The organism is Rhodoferax koreense (assembly GCF_001955695.1).
GTDB classification, from domain to species: Bacteria; Pseudomonadota; Gammaproteobacteria; order Burkholderiales; family Burkholderiaceae_C; genus Rhodoferax_B; species Rhodoferax_B koreensis.
This window is the reverse complement of record NZ_CP019236.1, coordinates 544,408-562,391: the sequence shown is the minus strand read 5'-3', so window position 1 is coordinate 562,391 and position 17,984 is coordinate 544,408. Positions and strand designations below refer to the sequence as shown.

23 protein-coding genes are annotated in these 17,984 nt (G+C 64.6%); 10 read left to right on the top strand and 13 right to left on the bottom strand.

Annotated elements, in window-relative coordinates:
- Positions 1-2: 2 nt before the first annotated feature.
- From atpG to RD110_RS02700, 7 genes are all read right to left on the bottom strand, one after another.
- Complete coding sequence (atpG, locus tag RD110_RS02730) at positions 3-887, bottom strand: F0F1 ATP synthase subunit gamma (protein ID WP_076196452.1); 885 nt, start codon at positions 885-887, stop codon at positions 3-5.
- 27 nt (positions 888-914) lie between these two features.
- Positions 915-2,468 carry a F0F1 ATP synthase subunit alpha gene (gene atpA / locus RD110_RS02725; RefSeq protein WP_076196450.1) on the bottom strand — a complete coding sequence of 518 codons (1,554 nt, stop codon included), beginning with the start codon at positions 2,466-2,468 and terminating at the stop codon, positions 915-917.
- A gap of 77 nt (positions 2,469-2,545) precedes the next feature.
- The gene (locus RD110_RS02720; protein ID WP_076196448.1) at positions 2,546-3,076 is read right to left on the bottom strand and encodes a F0F1 ATP synthase subunit delta; all 531 of its coding nucleotides are present in this window, start codon (positions 3,074-3,076) and stop codon (positions 2,546-2,548) included.
- Between the two features lie 16 nt (positions 3,077-3,092).
- A complete protein-coding gene (locus RD110_RS02715; protein ID WP_076196446.1) occupies positions 3,093-3,563 on the bottom strand; it encodes a F0F1 ATP synthase subunit B in 471 nt (156 codons plus the stop codon).
- Between the two features lie 37 nt (positions 3,564-3,600).
- Entirely contained in the window at positions 3,601-3,846 is a 246-nt protein-coding gene (gene atpE / locus RD110_RS02710) for a F0F1 ATP synthase subunit C (RefSeq protein ID WP_076196444.1), read from the bottom strand.
- A gap of 52 nt (positions 3,847-3,898) precedes the next feature.
- On the bottom strand, positions 3,899-4,798 hold the full coding sequence (gene atpB / locus RD110_RS02705; RefSeq protein WP_076196443.1) for a F0F1 ATP synthase subunit A: 900 nt from the start codon (positions 4,796-4,798) through the stop codon (positions 3,899-3,901).
- 14 nt (positions 4,799-4,812) lie between these two features.
- Positions 4,813-5,322: an ATP synthase subunit I gene (locus RD110_RS02700; RefSeq protein ID WP_394329435.1), complete on the bottom strand. Its 510-nt coding sequence runs from the start codon at positions 5,320-5,322 to the stop codon at positions 4,813-4,815.
- Between the two features lie 171 nt (positions 5,323-5,493).
- Here RD110_RS02700 and RD110_RS02695 point away from each other — a divergent pair, with 171 nt between their 5' ends.
- Genes RD110_RS02695 through lipA form a run of 6 tightly spaced genes read left to right on the top strand, consistent with a single transcriptional unit; the run spans position 5,494 to position 10,016 of the window.
- Positions 5,494-5,940 carry a CopD family protein gene (locus tag RD110_RS02695; protein WP_076196441.1) on the top strand — a complete coding sequence of 149 codons (447 nt, stop codon included), beginning with the start codon at positions 5,494-5,496 and terminating at the stop codon, positions 5,938-5,940.
- Positions 5,941-5,946: 6 nt separating this feature from the next.
- Positions 5,947-7,047, top strand: coding sequence for an MBL fold metallo-hydrolase (locus RD110_RS02690; RefSeq protein WP_076196439.1), 1,101 nt, complete (start codon positions 5,947-5,949; stop codon positions 7,045-7,047).
- 30 nt (positions 7,048-7,077) lie between these two features.
- Positions 7,078-7,989 (top strand): aminotransferase class IV, encoded by a 912-nt coding sequence (locus tag RD110_RS02685; RefSeq protein WP_076204286.1) that lies wholly within the window; start codon positions 7,078-7,080, stop codon positions 7,987-7,989.
- Positions 7,990-8,003: 14 nt separating this feature from the next.
- On the top strand, positions 8,004-8,312 hold the full coding sequence (locus RD110_RS02680) for a YbeD family protein (protein WP_076196437.1): 309 nt from the start codon (positions 8,004-8,006) through the stop codon (positions 8,310-8,312).
- A 20-nt stretch (positions 8,313-8,332) separates the two neighbouring features.
- Positions 8,333-9,001, top strand: a complete 669-nt coding sequence (gene lipB, locus RD110_RS02675; RefSeq protein ID WP_076196435.1) for a lipoyl(octanoyl) transferase LipB — start codon at positions 8,333-8,335, stop codon at positions 8,999-9,001.
- Positions 9,002-9,005: 4 nt separating this feature from the next.
- On the top strand, positions 9,006-10,016 hold the full coding sequence (lipA, locus tag RD110_RS02670) for a lipoyl synthase (protein WP_076196433.1): 1,011 nt from the start codon (positions 9,006-9,008) through the stop codon (positions 10,014-10,016).
- Positions 10,017-10,020: 4 nt separating this feature from the next.
- Here the strand turns inward: lipA and ptsP are convergent, their stop codons facing one another.
- The 4 genes from ptsP to RD110_RS02650 all read right to left on the bottom strand — a co-directional run bounded on the left by ptsP (position 10,021) and on the right by RD110_RS02650 (position 13,280).
- On the bottom strand, positions 10,021-11,865 hold the full coding sequence (gene ptsP, locus RD110_RS02665) for a phosphoenolpyruvate--protein phosphotransferase (protein ID WP_076196431.1): 1,845 nt from the start codon (positions 11,863-11,865) through the stop codon (positions 10,021-10,023).
- Between the two features lie 112 nt (positions 11,866-11,977).
- Positions 11,978-12,247 carry an HPr family phosphocarrier protein gene (locus RD110_RS02660; RefSeq protein ID WP_076196429.1) on the bottom strand — a complete coding sequence of 90 codons (270 nt, stop codon included), beginning with the start codon at positions 12,245-12,247 and terminating at the stop codon, positions 11,978-11,980.
- Positions 12,216-12,659 (bottom strand): PTS sugar transporter subunit IIA, encoded by a 444-nt coding sequence (locus RD110_RS02655; protein WP_076196427.1) that lies wholly within the window; start codon positions 12,657-12,659, stop codon positions 12,216-12,218. Before RD110_RS02655 ends, RD110_RS02660 begins: the two co-directional genes overlap by 32 nt.
- 78 nt (positions 12,660-12,737) lie before the next feature.
- The gene (locus RD110_RS02650; RefSeq protein WP_076196425.1) at positions 12,738-13,280 is read right to left on the bottom strand and encodes a hypothetical protein; all 543 of its coding nucleotides are present in this window, start codon (positions 13,278-13,280) and stop codon (positions 12,738-12,740) included.
- Positions 13,281-13,478: 198 nt separating this feature from the next.
- On the opposite strand from RD110_RS02650, the gene RD110_RS02645 reads away from it, so the two are divergent.
- Positions 13,479-14,618, top strand: coding sequence for a hypothetical protein (locus RD110_RS02645; RefSeq protein ID WP_157900038.1), 1,140 nt, complete (start codon positions 13,479-13,481; stop codon positions 14,616-14,618).
- Between the two features lie 186 nt (positions 14,619-14,804).
- Here the strand turns inward: RD110_RS02645 and RD110_RS02640 are convergent, their stop codons facing one another.
- Entirely contained in the window at positions 14,805-15,509 is a 705-nt protein-coding gene (locus RD110_RS02640) for a DUF4197 domain-containing protein (RefSeq protein ID WP_076196421.1), read from the bottom strand.
- Positions 15,510-15,523: 14 nt separating this feature from the next.
- Between RD110_RS02640 and RD110_RS02635 the strand changes: the two genes are divergently transcribed.
- Positions 15,524-16,027 (top strand): TlpA family protein disulfide reductase, encoded by a 504-nt coding sequence (locus RD110_RS02635; RefSeq protein WP_076196419.1) that lies wholly within the window; start codon positions 15,524-15,526, stop codon positions 16,025-16,027.
- 92 nt (positions 16,028-16,119) lie between these two features.
- On the opposite strand, the gene RD110_RS02630 is transcribed toward RD110_RS02635, so the two are convergent.
- The gene (locus tag RD110_RS02630) at positions 16,120-16,572 is read right to left on the bottom strand and encodes a c-type cytochrome (RefSeq protein WP_076196417.1); all 453 of its coding nucleotides are present in this window, start codon (positions 16,570-16,572) and stop codon (positions 16,120-16,122) included.
- Positions 16,573-16,738: 166 nt separating this feature from the next.
- Here RD110_RS02630 and RD110_RS02625 point away from each other — a divergent pair, with 166 nt between their 5' ends.
- Both RD110_RS02625 and RD110_RS02620 read left to right on the top strand, forming a co-directional pair.
- Positions 16,739-17,404 carry a cytochrome b/b6 domain-containing protein gene (locus RD110_RS02625; RefSeq protein ID WP_076204283.1) on the top strand — a complete coding sequence of 222 codons (666 nt, stop codon included), beginning with the start codon at positions 16,739-16,741 and terminating at the stop codon, positions 17,402-17,404.
- Between the two features lie 81 nt (positions 17,405-17,485).
- Positions 17,486-17,974: a GNAT family N-acetyltransferase gene (locus RD110_RS02620; RefSeq protein WP_076196415.1), complete on the top strand. Its 489-nt coding sequence runs from the start codon at positions 17,486-17,488 to the stop codon at positions 17,972-17,974.
- Positions 17,975-17,984: the final 10 nt, after the last annotated feature.

Here is a 17,984-nt window from a genome sequence, read left to right as displayed (position 1 = left end):
CCTCAGCCGCTGATCGCCGCCGCGCCGGACACGATTTCCGACAATTCTTTCGTGATCGCCGCCTGCCGCGTCTTGTTGTAGATCAGCTTGAGTTCGCCGATCACGTTGCCGGCGTTGTCGGTTGCAGCCTTCATCGCCACCATGCGCGCCGCGTGTTCGGACGCCATGTTCTCGGCCACCGCCTGGTAGACCAGGGCTTCGGCGTAACGCACGAGCAACTCGTCGATCACGGACTGTGCGTCGGGTTCGTAGATGTAGTCCCAGGCATGGTGCGTGCCGCTGGCCTTGGATTCTTCTTCCATCTTGGCCGCCGACAGGGGCAACAACTGGTCCACCACCGGCACCTGGCTCATGGTGCTGACGAACTTGTTGTAGCAGAGATAGACCGCGCTGACCTCGCCGGCCGTGAACGCGTCGAGCAGCACCTTCACGGGGCCGATCAGCTTGTCCAGGTGCGGCTTGTCGCCCAGGTGCGTCACATGCGAGACGACCGTGGCGCCGACCCGGTTCAGAAAACCCAGGCCCTTGCCGCCGATGGCCACCGCCCGAGGCGTCTTGCCCGAGGACTGCACTTCGCGCAGCTGCGCCGTCACCGCGCGCAGCAGGTTGGTGTTCAGGCCGCCGCACAAACCCTTGTCCGTGGTCACCACGATGAAGCCCACCGACTTGCCGTCGTTGGTCTTCATGAAGGTGTGCACGTACTCCGGATTGGCTTGTCCGAGGTTGGTGGCGATGTTGCGGATCTTCTCGCTGTAAGGCCGCGCGGCGCGCATGCGCTCCTGCGCCTTGCGCATCTTGGAGACGGAAATCATCTCCATCGCCTTGGTGATCTTCTTGGTGTTTTCCACCGATTTGATCTTGGTCCGAAGTTCCTTGCCTGATGCCATCAGAGGCTCCTTTTAATCAGGTGGAAATTAAGCAAAGGTCTTCTTGAACGCGCCGACAGCGGTCGTCAATTCGGCCTCGGCGTCCTTGTCCAGCGCCTTGCTGGCTTCCAGCTTGGCCAGCAGCGCAGCGTGCTTGTCCTTCAGGTAGGCGTGCAGGCCGTGTTCGAAAGCCAGGATCTTCTTGACTTCCACATCGTCCATGAAGCCCTTGTTGACCGCGAACAGCGTGGCGCCCATCAGGCTGATGGGCAGCGGGCTGTACTGTGCCTGCTTCAGCAGCTCGGTGACGCGGGCGCCGCGGTCGAGTTGCTTGCGGGTGGATTCGTCGAGGTCGGAAGCGAACTGCGCGAACGCAGCCAGTTCACGGTACTGCGCCAGGTCGGTACGGATACCGCCAGACTGGCCCTTGATGATCTTGGTCTGGGCCGAGGAGCCGACGCGCGACACGGAAATACCGGCATTGATAGCAGGGCGGATGCCGGCGTTGAACAGCGAGGTTTCCAGGAAGATCTGGCCGTCGGTGATCGAAATCACGTTGGTCGGCACGAAAGCGGACACGTCGCCGGCCTGCGTTTCGATGATCGGCAGCGCTGTCAGCGAACCGGTCTTGCCCTTGACAGCGCCCTTGGTGAAGGCTTCGACGTAGTCGGCGTTCACGCGCGCGGCGCGCTCGAGCAGACGGCTGTGCAGGTAGAACACGTCGCCGGGGTAGGCTTCACGGCCTGGCGGACGGCGCAGCAGCAGCGAGACCTGGCGGTAGGCCACGGCCTGCTTGGACAGGTCGTCATACACGATCAGCGCGTCTTCGCCGCGGTCGCGGAAGTATTCGCCCATGGTGCAGCCCGAATAGGCCGACACGTATTGCATGGCGGCGGATTCGGAAGCCGAAGCGGCCACGACGATGGTGTAGTCCATCGCGCCGGCCTGTTCCAGGGCGCGCACCACGTTCTTGATCGAGGAAGCCTTCTGGCCGATCGCAACGTAGACGCAGGTCATGTTCTGACCCTTCTGGTTGATGATCGCGTCGATGGCCACGGCCGTCTTGCCGGTCTGGCGGTCGCCGATGATCAGCTCGCGCTGGCCACGGCCGACGGGCACCATCGAGTCGATGGACTTCAGGCCGGTCTGCATCGGCTGGTCGACCGATTTACGGGCGATCACGCCCGGTGCAACCTTTTCGATCACGTCGGTCATCTTGGCGTTGATCGGACCCTTGCCGTCGATTGGCTGGCCCAGTGCGTTCACCACGCGGCCGATCAGCTCGGGGCCGACCGGCACTTCCAGAATGCGGCCCGTGCACTTGACGGTGTCGCCTTCGGAGATGTGTTCGTATTCGCCCAGAATCACCGAGCCGACGGAGTCGCGCTCGAGGTTCAGGGCCAGGCCGAAGGTGGGGGTGCCGTCGGCGGTGGCTGGGAATTCCAGCATTTCGCCCTGCATCACGTCGCTCAGGCCATGGATGCGCACGATGCCGTCGGTCACGGACACCACGGTGCCCTGGTTGCGAATGTCGGCGCTGGCCGTCAGGCCTTCGATGCGGCTCTTGATCAGCTCAGAAATTTCTGCGGGATTGAGTTGCATGACTCTTTCCTTCTTTCTTTGGTTTAGCAAACAACCGGAGCCACAGGCTCTGGCCGAAAACGAGAGGCTCGCCGCTGTTAAGCGGTCAAGGCCAGTTTCATTTGTTCCAGGCGGGCTTTGACCGAGGTGTCCAGAACCTCGTCACCCACCACGACACGGATCCCGCCAATCAGCTCAGGCTGCAGCGCAACCGAGAGGTTGAGTTTGCGACCGAACCGCTTCTCCAGCACCGAGGACACATCCGCCAACGCGGCCGCGTCCATGGGAAACGCGCTGAACACCGTCGCATCCGACGAGCCACCCAATGCGTTTTTCAACGTACGGAACTGGTTCGCGATTTCCGGCAGGGCACTCAGGCGCCCGTTTTCGATGACCGCGCGCAGGAAGTTTTTCGCCGCGTCGGGCAATGCCGTCTTGGCGACGCCCGCGATCACGTCGAACACCTGGTCGACACCAGCATTCGGGTTGCCCGCGAATTGCTGGAGCTGCGGATTGGCGGCGATGGCCGCCAACTCGTCGAGCCAGACGGACGCGCCAGCCGCATCGCTCGCAGAGGCCTTGAACAAGGCTTCTGCGTAAGGGCGGGCAATGGTTGCTAATTCAGCCATGGTCGTTCTTTACAGCCTAGAGTTCGGTTTTCAGACGGCTCAACAGGTCAGCGTGCACACCGGCATTGACTTCCTTGCGGAGAATCTGCTCGGCGCCCTTCACGGCCAGCGTGGCGACCTGCTCGCGCAAGGTTTCACGCGCCTTGACGGTCTGCTGTTCTGCTTCGACACGGGCGGCAGCCACAATCTTGTTGGCTTCTTCCGTGGCGCGAGCCTTGGCCTCTTCGATGATGGCCTGACCACGGCGTTCGGCGTCTGCCAACCGGGTCGCGGTCTCGGTGCGCGTCTTGGCCAGTTCCTCTTCCACGCGCTTGTTGGCGCTGGTGAGTTCGGACTTGGCCTTGTCGGCGGCTGCGAGACCGTCAGAGATTTTCTGCGCCCGCTCGTCCAGCGCCTTCGTGATCGGCGGCCACACGTATTTCATCGTGAACCACACCAGAATCGCAAAGACAACGGCCTGCAGGAACAGGGTTGAATTAATGTTCACGGCTTAATTCCTTTCGGTCGTGAAAGGTCGCCCGAAATCAGATCGCAAAAGGCTTGGCGAAGGCGAACAGCAGCGCGATAGCGACGCCGATCAGGAAGGCCGCATCGATCAGACCAGCCAAGATGAACATCTTGGTTTGCAGTTCGTTCATCAGCTCAGGTTGACGTGCCGACGATTCAAGGAACTTGCCGCCCATCAAGGCGATGCCGATGGAGGCGCCCATTGCGCCGAGACCGACGATCAAACCACAAGCCAGAGCGACGAGACCGAGAATGTTTTCCATGATTGCTCCTAAAAAGTACAGGTAAAAAGAAAAAGAAAAGCTAAGAACGAACCTAGTGCGCGTCGTGGGCCTGTCCCACGTAAATCAACGTCAACATCATGAAGATGAAGGCTTGCAAGGTAATCACCAGAATGTGGAAGATGCTCCACACGGCTCCGGCGATGACATGCCCAATACCCAGCCAGAACCCGCCTTCGAGCGGATTGAATTGCCAGGCCCACACGCCACCCATCAGGGCGATCAGCATGAATACCAGTTCGCCGGCGAACATGTTGCCAAACAGCCGCATGCCGTGCGAAATCGTCTTTGCCAGGTATTCGATCATCTGCATGAGGAAGTTGATCGGATACAGAAACCAGTGATCGCCGAAGGGCGCTGCGACGAGTTCGTGGGCCCAGCCGCCCACACCCTTCATCTTGACGTTGTAGACCAGGCAGACGAACAGCACGCTGACCGACAGGCCGAGGGTGGTGGACAGATCGGCCGTCGGCACGACACGCAGGTAGGCATGGTGCGGATCATGGCCAGCGGCACCGTAGATCGCGGTCCAGAGGCTGGGCAGCAGGTCGACCGGCAGCATGTCCATGGCGTTCATCAGGAAAATCCAGACGAACACGGTCAATGCCAACGGGGCCACGAGCTTGCGGCTCTTGGCGTTGTGGATCACACCCTTGGCCTGGCTTTCGACCATTTCGGAAAGGATTTCGACCGCAGCCTGGAACCGGCCGGGCACACCCGGCGTGGCCTTGCGGGCGGCGCGCCAGAGAAAGAAACAACCGACCACGCCGAGAATCACCGAATAGATCAGCGAGTCGAGGTTGAAAAGACTGAAATCGACGATCTTGGCTTGCTTGACGCTCTCGAAGGAGAAGTCACGCTGCAGATGCTGCAAATGGTGAACGATGTAGTCGCCGGCCTTGGGGCCTTCCGTACCAACGTGCTCAGTCGCCATATAAAAACAGTCCCTTAATTCGGCTTGACTGGAACCCGGCGCCGCGAATGCAGCACCAAAGCCAGCCAATACACTTTTATCGTCACCACAAAGCCAGCCAGCAAGGCCAACCAACTCAGCGCCTCGACCAACCGGGGCGCCGCGAATAACATCGCAACCGTCAGGGCGATCTTGACCAGCTCCCACACAAAAAAGCCCAGCATCGCACCACCGGGCAAAAGTCGCATGAAACTGCTGGACACGCCGCGCGCGAACAACGCCGCAGGCACGACCACCGCCAACGCACCATAACCTGCAGACCATCCAACGGACGGCCTGCCGGTGAAGAGCCACGCGGCCAGCGCCACGACACCCCCCACCACCGCCTGCCAGAACGGCACCCGCCAGAGCGACACCACCGACAGAGAGGCTGGGTTCCGCTGCCGCCAGGCTTGCGCCTCTTCCGCGCTCAAGGGCTTGAATTCAGGCTTGAATTCGAGATCCTCGCCCCTAGCTTCAGCTTCCGCCTTCATGTCCGCTTGCATTGTCACCCTGTGAAATTACAACCAGGTTACAGCCTGACCAATTCAGCAAAGCCCCTGATTATACGTAGAAACCCCCCTCGGTCCACACAAAGTGACAGCAACGTGGCAAAGGCGTGACGCCGCACTGTCAAGTGCCACAGGTCACAATGCACAGACAAACCGAGGGCTTTCATGGATATTTTCTCAAAGCTGCTGCATCTTGCGGCAGCCATCGTCTGGCTGGGCGGCATGACTTTCATGCTATGGGCGCTGCGCCCGGTGGCGCTCGCGCAGCTGGCGCCACCGCTGCGCATTCCGTTGCTGACCGGGGTGATGGTGCGCTTCTTCATGCTGGTATGGGCCTGCATCGTGGTGATTTTGGTAACCGGCTTGTTCGCGATCGCCGCCGTCGGCATGAAGGCCGCCCCGATCGGCTGGCATCTGATGCTCGGCCTGGGCTTGCTCATGATGGCGATCTTCGGCCATCTGTTTTTCGGCCCTTTTCGCAGGCTCAAGGCGGCCTCAGCCCGGGCCGACTGGCCAGCGGCGGGGCAGCAACTCGCGCGCATGCACCCCTGGGTGCTGGGCAACTGCATCCTCGGCTGGATCGCCGTGGCGGCCGTCCTGCTGCTGCGCTGAGCCGCCATGGGGTTGCGCAGACGCTTCGGCACCTCGATCCTGGCGGCGGTGCTCACGGCCTGCCAGGGCGCCAATCCCTACGCCGACGCCGGGTTCGCTCATCGCACGGCGGAGGGCTTCCGCAACAACCATACCGACAGCGTGCCGGGCAGCGCGCGCGACCTGGTGCGTTGGCGCTGGAATGCGTGGCGCATGGATCTGCCGCCCGCACCGAAGCAGCCGACACCGGTGGTCGCGGCCGATCTCGCCGGCATCCGCGCCAACGCCGTCGCGGGCCAGGCAATGCAGCCGGCCGCGACCTGGATCGGCCATGCCACCGCGCTGGTGCAGGCCGGCGGCCTGAATGTGCTCACCGATCCGATGTTCAGCGAAAGGGCTTCGCCCGTGCAGTGGATGGGGCCACAACGCACGCAGCCGCCGGGCGTGGCGCTGGCCGATCTGCCGGCCATCGATGTGGTGCTGATTTCGCACAACCACTACGACCACCTGGACGCGGCCAGCGTGCAGGCGCTGAATGCCCGCGCCGCGGGCCACACGCTGTTCCTGGTGCCGCTCGGCCTGAAGGCCTGGTTCGCCGACCTGGACATCACCAACGTCGAGGAGCTCGACTGGTGGCAGTCGCGCGAGGTGCGCGGCGTGTCGTTCAACCTCACGCCGGTGCAGCATTGGTCGGCACGAGGCATCGGCGACCGCCTGCAGACCCTGTGGGGCGGCTGGGCGGTCTTCGCGCCGGACTTCCACTGGTACTTCAGCGGTGACTCGGGCTACAGCAAGGATTTCAGCGACACGCGCGCCCGCTTCCAGGCGCGGCAGGCGCAGGGCGGCGGCTTCGACCTCGCCCTCATCGCGGTGGGCGCCTATGAGCCGACCTGGTTCATGCAGGGCCAGCACGTGAACCCGGCGCAGGCCGTGCAGGTCCATCGCGACCTCGGCGCCAAGCGCAGCATGGGCGTGCACTGGGGCACATTCAACCTCACGGACGAAGCCCTGGACCGGCCGCCGGCCGACCTCGCGCGGGCGCGCCAGGCCGCGCGACTGCCCGAGAGCGACTTCTTCGTCCTCGCCATCGGCGAAACGCGACGATTCGACCGCAGGCCTGCACCGTGAAGCCACGATCCGGATAATCGCGCCATGACCATGTCCCCCCTCCCCACCGTGCTTCCCAATTTCCCCTGCTACCTCAACGGCGCCTACACGCCGCTCAACGAAGCCAAGATCAGCGTGATGGACCGCGGCTTCATCTTCGGCGACGGCCTCTACGAAGTCGTGCCGGTCTACGGCGGCCGCCTGTTCCGTTTTGCCGACCACATGGCGCGGCTCGAACGCAGCCTGAAGGAAATGCGCATCGCCAACCCGATGGGTCGCGACGCATGGGAGGCGATCGCCCGCAGGCTGATCCAGGCCCAGGCCGAGGCCATCGGTGCCGACGTCGCCAGCCTCCACCAGTTGGTCTACATCCAGATCACCCGCGGCGTGGCCATGCGCGACCATGTAATGCCCGACAACATCGCGCCCACCGTGTTCGTGATGGCCAACACGGTGAAGATTCCCACCGAAGCCCAACGCGCCAAGGGCGTGGCCTGCGTCAGCGCCGACGATTTCCGCTGGGAGAAGGCGCACATCAAGGCCACCAGCCTGCTGGGTGCGGTGTTCTCGCGGCAGATCAGCTTCGACGCGGGCGCCGTGGAAACGGTGATGTTCCGCAACGGCTTCCTCAGCGAAGCGGCGTCGAGCAACGTCTGGCTCGTGAAGGACGGCGCGGTCATCGGCGTGCCCAAGGACAACCTGGTGCTCGAAGGCATCCGTTTCGGCCTGATCGAGGAGCTGTGCCGTGCCACCGGCATTCCGTTCAGCCTGCGCCGCGTCAGCCGCGAGGAGGTGCTGGCCGCCGACGAGCTGCTGCTCTCCAGCGCCACCAAGGAAGTCCTGCCGATTGCCACGCTGGACGGCGTACCCGTGGGCAAGGGCATTGGAAAAGGCCAACCCGGCCCGATCTACCACAAGCTGTACGCCGCTTACCAGGACGCCATCCGGCGCACGGCGGAATAAGAACGGAGCCCCGAATGACCTCTTCCGACAAAGATCTGCCCGCTGGCGACGCCGTCGACCCACGCAAGGATTCGCTGATCGAATACCCGTCGCCTTTCCCCATCAAGGTGATGGGCGAAAAGGTCGATGGCTTCGTGCATGCCGTGACCAGCATCGCCAAACAGTTCGACCCCGGCTTCGACGCCAGCACCGTCGAACTGCGCGAGAGCAAGGGCGGCAAGTACCTGGGCGTGACCATCACCGTCACGGCCACCTCGCGCGAACAGCTCGACGAGTTGTACCGCACCCTCAGCAGCCATCCGATGGCGAAGATGGTTTTGTAGGGCGGGCAGGAACCGATCGCATGGATGCAAGCTTCCTCGGCCGGGTGGACTACCTGCCGACCTACCAGGCCATGCAGGATTTCACGGCCCGACGCACAACCGATGAGCGTGATGCGCTATGGATTTGCGAGCATCCTCCGGTATTCACGCAGGGGCTTGCCGGCAAGGACGAACACCTGCTCGTGCCCGGTGACATCCCGGTCGTGGCCACCAACCGCGGCGGCCAGGTCACCTACCACGGGCCCGGGCAGGTGGTCGCTTATCCGCTGATCGACCTGAAACGCGCCGGCTATTTCGTCAAGGAATACGTGTTCCGTATCGAGGAATCGCTGCTGCGCACGCTCGCCCACTTCGGCGTGACCGGCCACCGCGTGGGCGGCGCGCCCGGCATCTACGTGCGGCTGGACGACCCGTTCGGGCATCAGCGGCTGGCGCCATCGGCGCCGGGACGCGACCCTTTTCTCGGCCTGGGCAAGATCGCCGCGCTGGGCATCAAGGTCAGCCGGCACAGCACCTACCACGGCCTGGCCCTGAACGTGGCGATGGACCTGGAACCCTTCTCCCGCATCAACCCTTGCGGCTACGCGGGTCTGCAGACCGTGGACCTTTCTACAATCGGGGTTCAAACCACTTGGGACGAAGTCGCGGAGGTGCTGGCACGAAAGCTCGGCACCTACCTCGCACCGTAATCTGATGAGCAATCCAGAAGTCGTGCCTGCACCTGTCGTGAGAGAGGCGCAATCCGTCGAAACCTACAACCCGCTGGCCAAGCAAAAGGCCGGCGCCAAGCTGTCGCGCATTCCCGTCAAGGTGGTGCAGGCCGAAACCCTGAAAAAACCCGACTGGATCCGCGTGAAGGCCGGCTCGCCGACCACGCGCTTCTACGAGATCAAGCAGATCCTGCGCGAGAGCAACCTGCACACGGTGTGCGAGGAAGCCAGCTGCCCCAACATCGGCGAATGCTTCGGCAAGGGCACGGCCACCTTCATGATCATGGGCGACAAGTGCACGCGCCGCTGCCCGTTCTGCGACGTGGGCCACGGCCGCCCGGACCCGCTCGACAAGGACGAACCGCTGAACTTGGCCAGGACCATCGCCAAGCTCAAGCTCAAGTACGTGGTGATCACCAGCGTGGACCGTGACGACCTGCGCGACGGCGGCAGCGGCCACTTCGTCGAATGCATCCAGAACATCCGCGAGCTCTCGCCCGAGACGCAGATCGAGATCCTGGTGCCCGACTTCCGCGGCCGCGACGACCGCGCGCTCGAAATCCTCAAGGCCGCGCCGCCCGACGTGATGAACCACAACCTGGAAACCGCGCCACGCCTGTACAAGGAAGCCCGGCCGGGCAGCGACTACCAGTTCAGCCTAAACCTGCTGAAGAAGTTCAAGGCGCTGCACCCCAGCGTGCCGACCAAGAGCGGCATCATGGTCGGCCTGGGCGAGACCGACGAAGAAATCCTGCAGGTCATGCGCGACATGCGCGCGCACGACATCGACATGCTGACCATCGGCCAATACCTCGCGCCCAGCATGAGCCACCTGCCGGTGCGCCGCTACGTGCACCCGGACACCTTCAAGATGTTCGAGGAAGAGGCCTACAAGATGGGCTTCAGCCACGCCGCCGTGGGCGCCATGGTGCGCAGCAGCTACCACGCCGACCAGCAGGCCGAACACGCCCTGGCCAACGCCGCGGGCGCCTGAGCCCTCAGCGCGGCCCGAGCGGGGCCGGGCCCGAATCGCGGCCGGCGCCGCCGCCGGGCAAGGCCGGCGCGGGTGGCACGGGTTCGGCCATGGCCAGCGCCGGCTCATCGGCCATCAGCACACGCTGCGCCCAGGGCGCGAGCCGGCCCGCGTCGGCGCGCAACACTTCCTGCTTCACGGCCAGGATCTGCGTCGGGTGCATCGAGAAACTGCGCAGGCCCAGCCCCAGCAGCAGCCGGGTCAGGCTCACGTCGCCAGCCATTTCGCCGCAGACGCTCACGCCCTTGCCCTGCGCCACGCATTCGGCGATGGTGTCGGCGACGAGCCTGAGCACCGCCGGATGCAGCGGATCGTACAGGTGCGCCACCGATTCGTCGGCGCGGTCGATGGCCAGCGTGTACTGGATCAGGTCGTTCGTGCCGATCGACAGGAAGTCGAAATGCCGCAGGAAAAACTTGACCGTGAGCGCGGCGGCCGGGATCTCGATCATCGCGCCGAGCTTCACCGGGCCGTGGGCGACGCCGCGGTTGTCGAGTTCGGCCCGCGCGAAGTCGAGCAGCGACAAGGTCTGGCGGATCTCGCTGCCGTGTGCCAGCATCGGGATCAGCAGGCCCACCGGGCCGTGCACCGCGGCGCGCAGGATGGCGCGCAGCTGGGTCAGGAACATGGCCGGATCGGCCAGGCTCCAGCGGATGGCGCGCAGTCCGAGCGCCGGATTCAGATGGGCGTCTTCCTTGGCCGAGCGGTCGAGCGGCTTGTCGGCACCGACATCCACCGTGCGGATCGTGACCGGCAGGCCCTGCATGCCCTCGACCGCGCGGCGGTAAGCCTGGTACTGCTCTTCCTCGTCGGGCAGTTGCCGCTCCTGGCGGCCCATGAACAGGAATTCGCTGCGGAACAGGCCGACGCCGACGGCACCGGCCTTGACCGCGCCGGCCGCATCCTCCGGCATCTCGATGTTGGCCAGCAGTTCGACCTTCTGGCCGTCGATGGTCATGGCCGGCGTATGGCGCAGCCGCGTCAGGCGCTCGCGTTCGAGTTCACCCTGGCGCTGCTTGAAACCGTATTCGGCCAGGATGATGGCCGACGGATCGACGATCAGCACCCCGGCGTCGCCGTCGATGATGATCCAGTCGTCCTGCCGCACGAGCTGGCTCGCGTTGCGCGCGCCGACCACGGCCGGGATGTCCAGGCTGCGCGCGACGATGGCCGTGTGCGAGGTCTTGCCGCCCACGTCGGTGACAAAACCGGCGAAAACGCTCTGCTTGAACTGCAGCATGTCGGCCGGCGACAGGTCGTGAGCGATCAGCACCAGCGGCACGTCCACCGTGTCGTCCAGCAGCAGGTCCTGCTGGCGCGCATGGCTGCCGCCGCGGCGCGAGGTCGGCGGCGGCGCCACCGGCGAGGCCACGCCGCGCATGTAGCGCAGGATGCGTTCGACCACCTGCTCGAGGTCGGCCTTGCGCTCGCGCAGGTATTCGTCTTCCATCTCGTCGAACTGGCGCGCGATGATTTCGAGCTGCGTGGTCAGCGCCCATTCGGCGTTGTAGAGCCGATCGGTGATCCAGTGCTTCACGCCGGAGATCAGCGTCTCGTCCTCCAGCAGCATCAGGTGCACATCGAGCAGGGCCGTGAGTTCAGCCGGCGCGTCCTTGGGCATGTCCTGCTGCAGCCGCACGATCTCGTCGGCCACGGCGTTGCGCCCATCGCGCACCCGGTCGATCTCCGAAGCCACCCGGTTCGGCTCGATGAAGTAATGCGCCACGTCCACGCGGCTCGAAGCCACGAGCACCGCCCGCCCGATGGCAATGCCACGCGCGACGGGCAATCCATGGATGGAAAAAGTCATTTGCCTGCACCTTCCAGAGACACCGCGGAACGGGCTTGGCCTGGCCGCTGGTGTTGCCCCCTGCAAGGGGGGGCGAGCGACACGCAGTGCGCGAACTGGGGGTGTGCCACAGCTATTCGCCTTCGCCGAACTTGTCCGCGATCAGGGCCAGCAAGGCATCCATGGCCTCCTGCTCGCGCGGGCCGTCGGTGTCGAGCGTGACGCTGGAGCCGATGCCGGCGGCCAGCATCATCACGCCCATGATGCTCTTGGCGTTGACACGCCGTTCGCCCTTGGCGATCCACACTTCACATGGAAAACTGCCGGCCAGCTTGGTGAGCTTGGCCGACGCGCGGGCGTGAAGGCCCAATTTATTGCTGATGGTCGTGGTTGTTTGGATCATTCTTCTTTCGGGCCTGGTTCTGTGGTGCGGTGATCGCCACCTGCATGATGCCTTGGGTACCTCCGACCATGGCGCGTGCCACCAGCGCGTCGAGCGACTCGTGGCGATAGCTGACGGTGCGCAGCAGCATCGGCAGGTTCACGCCGGTGATGAGCCGCGAGCGCACCCCATCGACCAGTTTCTGCGCGACGTTGCAGGGCGTGGCGCCGAACACGTCGGTCAGCACCAGGGTATGGGAAGTGCGGAGTTGCTGCATGGCCACGCGGGCCATGCCGATGGTTTCCTCGGGCGAGACGTTGGGTTGCACGTCGAGCGCCACCACCCCGTGCTCGCAGTCCGGAAACACGTGCAATGCACACTGCCGCAGCGCATGGGCCAGGGGAGCGTGGGCGATGATGAGGATGCTGTTCATTGGGTGCAATTATGGGTGAGGCCGCAACGGCACCGACGTAAAGTCCGGCGCCGCCACATCGGCCAGGCCCGTTCGACGCTATGGGAACTTCAGGCCGGCGAAAAACGTGTCGGCTGCCGCCTCCAACGCGGCATCCTGCCGCTGGGCATACACCACGGCATGGAAAACGTCCACGCCGCCCGGCCCGATGCGCGCGAACCACACCGCCTGCGCCGCCACCGGGGCGCCGTCGGCCCGCTGCCCGGTGGCCCGGCTGCGCAGCGAGGAAGCGAACGTCATCGCACCAGGCGGGGTGAAAGGCTGATCGGTCGCATCGGCGGCCCGCATGTTGGCCAGCACCGCGGCCCGCCAGCCGGCCAATACCGGCCCCACCTGGGCCGCATCGGCCAGCCGCGCATGCGACACCGCGAAGGTCGCGCCCGCGGCCTCGCAGCCCGCCATGTCCATCATCACCGGGGTGCCGCCGAGCGGGACCTCGCGCGAACCGTGGTCGGGCTTGCAGGGCAGCAACACCACCAAGGGATGCACGTCGGAGCGCACTTCGCGCCAATTGAGCGCCGGCTGGCATGCCGCCGCGCAGCACGCTGCGGCGAGCGCAATGGACTTGTAGAAAGCTGGCATCGGTGGATTATGGGCGCGGCGGCGACTTCCCACGCCACCCCGACCTCGGCGCGATCCGCGCCTGTCGTGTGCGTGTCGTAGGTGTCGTGCGCAGCCGATACACTGAGCGCTTACTGTCGCGTTGGTCTCGTGGCGTAGCGTGCCGCTGCTCCGGCTTGGGAGCACAATCTCGCTGCGATGGCCGCAAAGGTTTTTCGAATGCCCTCTGGAACCACTTTTTCGCCCTCTTTTTCGTCGTCGGCCCAGGCGCCGTTGAACCCGATTGCGCCGCAGGCGGGTTTCGCCCAGCTCGACATCGCCGGCGTCATCGGCCTGCAGCTGGCCGAGCCGCTGTCGCAGATGCAGCAGATGGTGCACAACTTCCTGCAGTCCGGCAAGATTTCGCGCGCCGAAGTGCAGCAGCTCGGCAGCATGATCGACAGCGCGCGCAAGACCGCCATGCAGAGCCAGCAACTCGCACGCCTGGCCAACGGCCGGCTGCGCCAGTCGCTCGAAAAGCTGAGGCTCGACATCCTGGTGACCCAGGCCCTGGCCGAGCACATGCCACGCATGCAACAGCTGGGCATCGTGTCGCAGCAGCAGATCCATCCGGTCGAGGTGATCTTCGATCCGGGCCTGTTGATCAGCCTGGTCGACGCGGGGGTCGAATGGATGTCGCTGCGCGGACACCAGCTCGACGTGGCCCTGCATCTGGAGAGTTCGCCCGAATTCAGCACGCTGCGCTTCACGGCCAGGCCCCTGCCGGAAGCCGGTGAGTTTGCCGAGACACCGCCCGAGTTCGAAAAATTCTCCTGGTACCTGCTGATGGAGATCGCGCGCACCATGGGTGTGAAGGTGACGCGTTCGGTGTTCGCCACCGAAACCACGCTGACCCTCGAATTCCAGCGCAGCAGCGCGCCGCCGCCGGAGGCGCTGGATCACCCCGAAACCCGCTCCAGCGTCGATTCCTGGCAGCACACGGAAGCGGCCCAGTCCGGCACCGCCCCCCTGCTGGTGACGGCCGACGACAAGCTGCGCCGCAGCGTGGAGATCGTCTGCCTGAACATGGGACTGGTGCTCAACGTGGCCACCACCTCGGCCCGCGCGGCGCGCCACTGCGCCAAGGAGCGGCCGCCGCTGATCATCTTCGACGACCGAGCGGACGACGACGAACTGGAGGCGCTGAAGGCCGAACTGGCCCAGACCGACCCGTTCTTTCCGCTGATCGAGATCGTGCACGACGCGAACACCCTGCTGATGTCGAGCTGGATGAGCGACTCGGTGACGCGTGTGAGCGTGGAGAACCTGCGCACGCACCTGCCCCGCGCGCTGATGATGGGGCTCTCGAAAAAAAAGTGATCGTGCGGTAATCCCTTCCAGGGCATCGCGGAACTGGCTTTGCCAGCCCCAGATGCTGCCCCCTGCAGAGGGGGCTGAGGCCTACGGCTCAGAGCCTGCCTGCGCAGGCTTGGACAGGCCGAAGAGCGTCGCGCCTCTGGCGCAGGCACCGAGGAGCGACGCGCAGTGCGCGACCTGGGGGCGTGCTTACTTCACCGCGCCGAACACCTTTTTGAGGATGGCGCTGCCGGCGCTCACCGGGTCCTGGCGGATCTTCCGCTCCTCTTCGCCGATCATCGTGAACAGGCCGTCCAGCGTCTTGTTGGTCACGTAGTTCTCGATGTTGGCGTCGTCCTTCTTCACGAGGCCCAGGCTGGCCGCCTTGCCGGCCACCTGGTTGTATTGCGCGGCCAGTCCGACCTTCTGCGTCGCCTGGGTCACCACCGGCAGGAACTCGCCGAACAACGGCGTGCGCGTCTTCTCCGAGAAGAATCGCGTGACGGACGTGTCGCCGCCGGTGAGGATGTTCTTGGCATCGCTCACGTTCATGGTCTTCACGGCATTGACCAGCAGCCCCTTGGCCTTGGGCACGGCCGCTTCGGCGGCGCGGTTCATGGCGGTCACCAGTTCGTCGACGCGCTTGCCCTGGCCCAAGGTCTTCAGCAGCCGGGCCGCGTCGTTGAGGTAACCGGGCAAGGGAATGCGAACTTTTTCGTTGCCGAGGAATCCATCGGGTTGGCCCAGCAGGCTGACGGCCGATGCCGCTCCTTTTTCGAGCGCGGCCTTCAGCCCCATCGATGCCTCCTGGTCGGTCAGGTCGGCGATGGACAGCGCATGCGCGGTCTCGTAGGTGGCCAACAGCAAACTGGCCAGCGCGGAAACCGACACGGCATTAAAATTTCGGCGATCCATAGGACCCTCCTTCCATGAAACGAACATTCATCGCGGCCGCCGCAGCAGTAGCCCTGCTGGTGTCCGGCGCCAGTGCCTATTATCTGGGCACGAACCGCCCGGCCGCGCCGCAGGCGACCTATGTTCTGCTCGACGGCAGCCAGAGGACCACGGCGGACCTGAAGGGCCGGGTGACACTGGTGAATTTCTGGGCGACGAGTTGCGTGACCTGCGTGGGGGAAATGCCCAAGGTCATCGCCACCTACGACAAATACCATGCGCAGGGCTTCGACACGCTGGCCGTGGCCATGTCCTACGACCCGCCGGCCTACGTGGTGAACTACGCCGAAACGCGCAAGCTGCCGTTCCAGGTGGCGATCGACAACACCGGCGCGGTGGCCAAGGCCTGGGGCGACGTGCAGCTCACGCCCACCACCTTCCTCGTCAACAAGCGCGGCGAGATCGTGAAGAGTTTCGTCGGCGAACCCGACTTCGCCGACCTGCATCGCCTGATCGAGAAGCTGCTCAAGGAGGCCTGAGTTTCACAAATAAAAAAGCCCACCTGCGCAGGTGGGCCGGGCGCCGATAGCTATTCAATCCATAGCATCGGCGCTTTTTTTGTGCGCAAGGCTCACTGGCCGCGGAACGCGTCGTGGCAGGCCTTGCAGGAAGCGGCCGTCGAACCGAAGGCCGTCTTCAGCGTGTCGATGTTGCCGGTCTTGGCGGCGGCAACCAGCTTGACGGTGTCGGCCACGAGTTTGTCGCTGTGTTCCTTGAACTTGGCCTGTTCGGTCCAGACCTCAGGCTTGGCCCGGGTGTTGCCCTTGTCGGTGCCGGGCCCGAACGCGGCCCAGGGCAGCTGGGCGAGGTCGGCCACGATCTCGGCGTTTTCGATGGCCACCTTGGCATCGAAGGGTACGCGGCCATTGGCCATCGCACCCACGCGGCCGAAATTCTGACTCATCACGAACAAGGCGCTCTGGCGGTACTTGATCGCGTCTTCAGGCTTGGCGAACTGGGCAAATGCCGGCGCCGAGCAGACCACAACCGATGCCGCAAGGGCGAACGAGGCGATAACTTTCATGAGGTACTCTTTCGTGGGTTAAGATTTTTATGAGCCGAACGGCTGAGTGTAATTTCCGCTGAAAGTTCTGCAGAAGCCGAAGCCGTTGCCGGTCATGGCGGCACGCCAGGGAAAACCCCAGGCCTGCCCGCACCGCAAAGGCCTCAGCGCCGCCCAGGAGTCACCAATGGCAAACGTCGTCCGCGTATGGGATCTGCCCACGCGTCTTTTTCACTGGGCCCTGGCCCTGAGCGTGGTGGCCCTGGTGGTGACGGCCTACGTCGGCGGCAACGCCATGGTCTGGCACCTGCGCCTGGGCTACACCGTCCTGAGCCTGCTGTTGTTTCGGCTGGTATGGGGCTTGATCGGCGGTCGCTGGTCGCGGTTTTCCGCGTTCATCTATTCGCCGGCCACGCTGCTGCGCTACCTGCGCGGTCGCGGTGATCCCGCGCATTCCGTGGGCCATACGCCGCTGGGTGCGGTTTCGGTGTTCGCGCTGCTCGCGGCATTGCTGGTCCAGGTGGCCTCGGGGTTGATGAGCGACGACGAGATTTCCGCCGCCGGGCCGTTGACCCGTTTCGTGGCGAGCGAAACCGTGGAGAAAGCCAGTTGGTACCACACCCAGGTGGGCCAGTGGATCGTGATCGGCCTGGTCGCGCTGCACACGGCGGCGATCCTGTTCTACGCCTGGCGCCGGCACAACCTGGTGGCATCGATGATCCACGGCGACAAACACCTGCCGCACGATCTGCCGTCCTCGCGCGACGACGCCGTCTCGCGCATCGCCGCGGCGCTCCTGTTCGCCGTCTGCGTGGCGGTTGTGACCTGGCTGGTGGGCCTGGGTACACCCTGAAACACCCTGAGCGCCACCCCTGGTGGTGCGGGTCGCGTCGAGCCGCTAAACTGAATCCGTGACTTCGCCTTCATCCCAGCCTTGAACACACCCACGATCGCGCTGCGCACGCCCGTCGAACCCGAAGAAATCGATGCCGCGCGCGCCATCTTCCGGGAATATGCCGACCAGCTCGGGGTGGACCTGTGCTTTCAGGCGTTCGACGAGGAACTCGCGAGTTTGCCGGGCGACTATGCGGCCCCGGGCGGCAGCCTGTTGCTGGCCCTGGTCGATGGCGAAATCGCAGGCTGCTGCGCGCTGCGCCCGGTCGACGACGTGGACTACCCCAACGCCAGCGAAATGAAGCGCCTCTACGTGCGCAAGGCCTTCCGCGGCTTCGGCCTGGGCCGCCAACTGGTCGAAGCCACGCTGGACGCCGCGCGCGCCGCGGGTTACCACTGCGTGCTGCTCGACACCCTGGACGACATGGAAGCCGCACGTGCGCTGTATGAAGACCTGGGCTTCACCAGCATCGCCCCCTACTACCACAACCCGATTCCCGGTGCGCATTACCTGCGTGTCGAGCTTTGACGGTTTGACA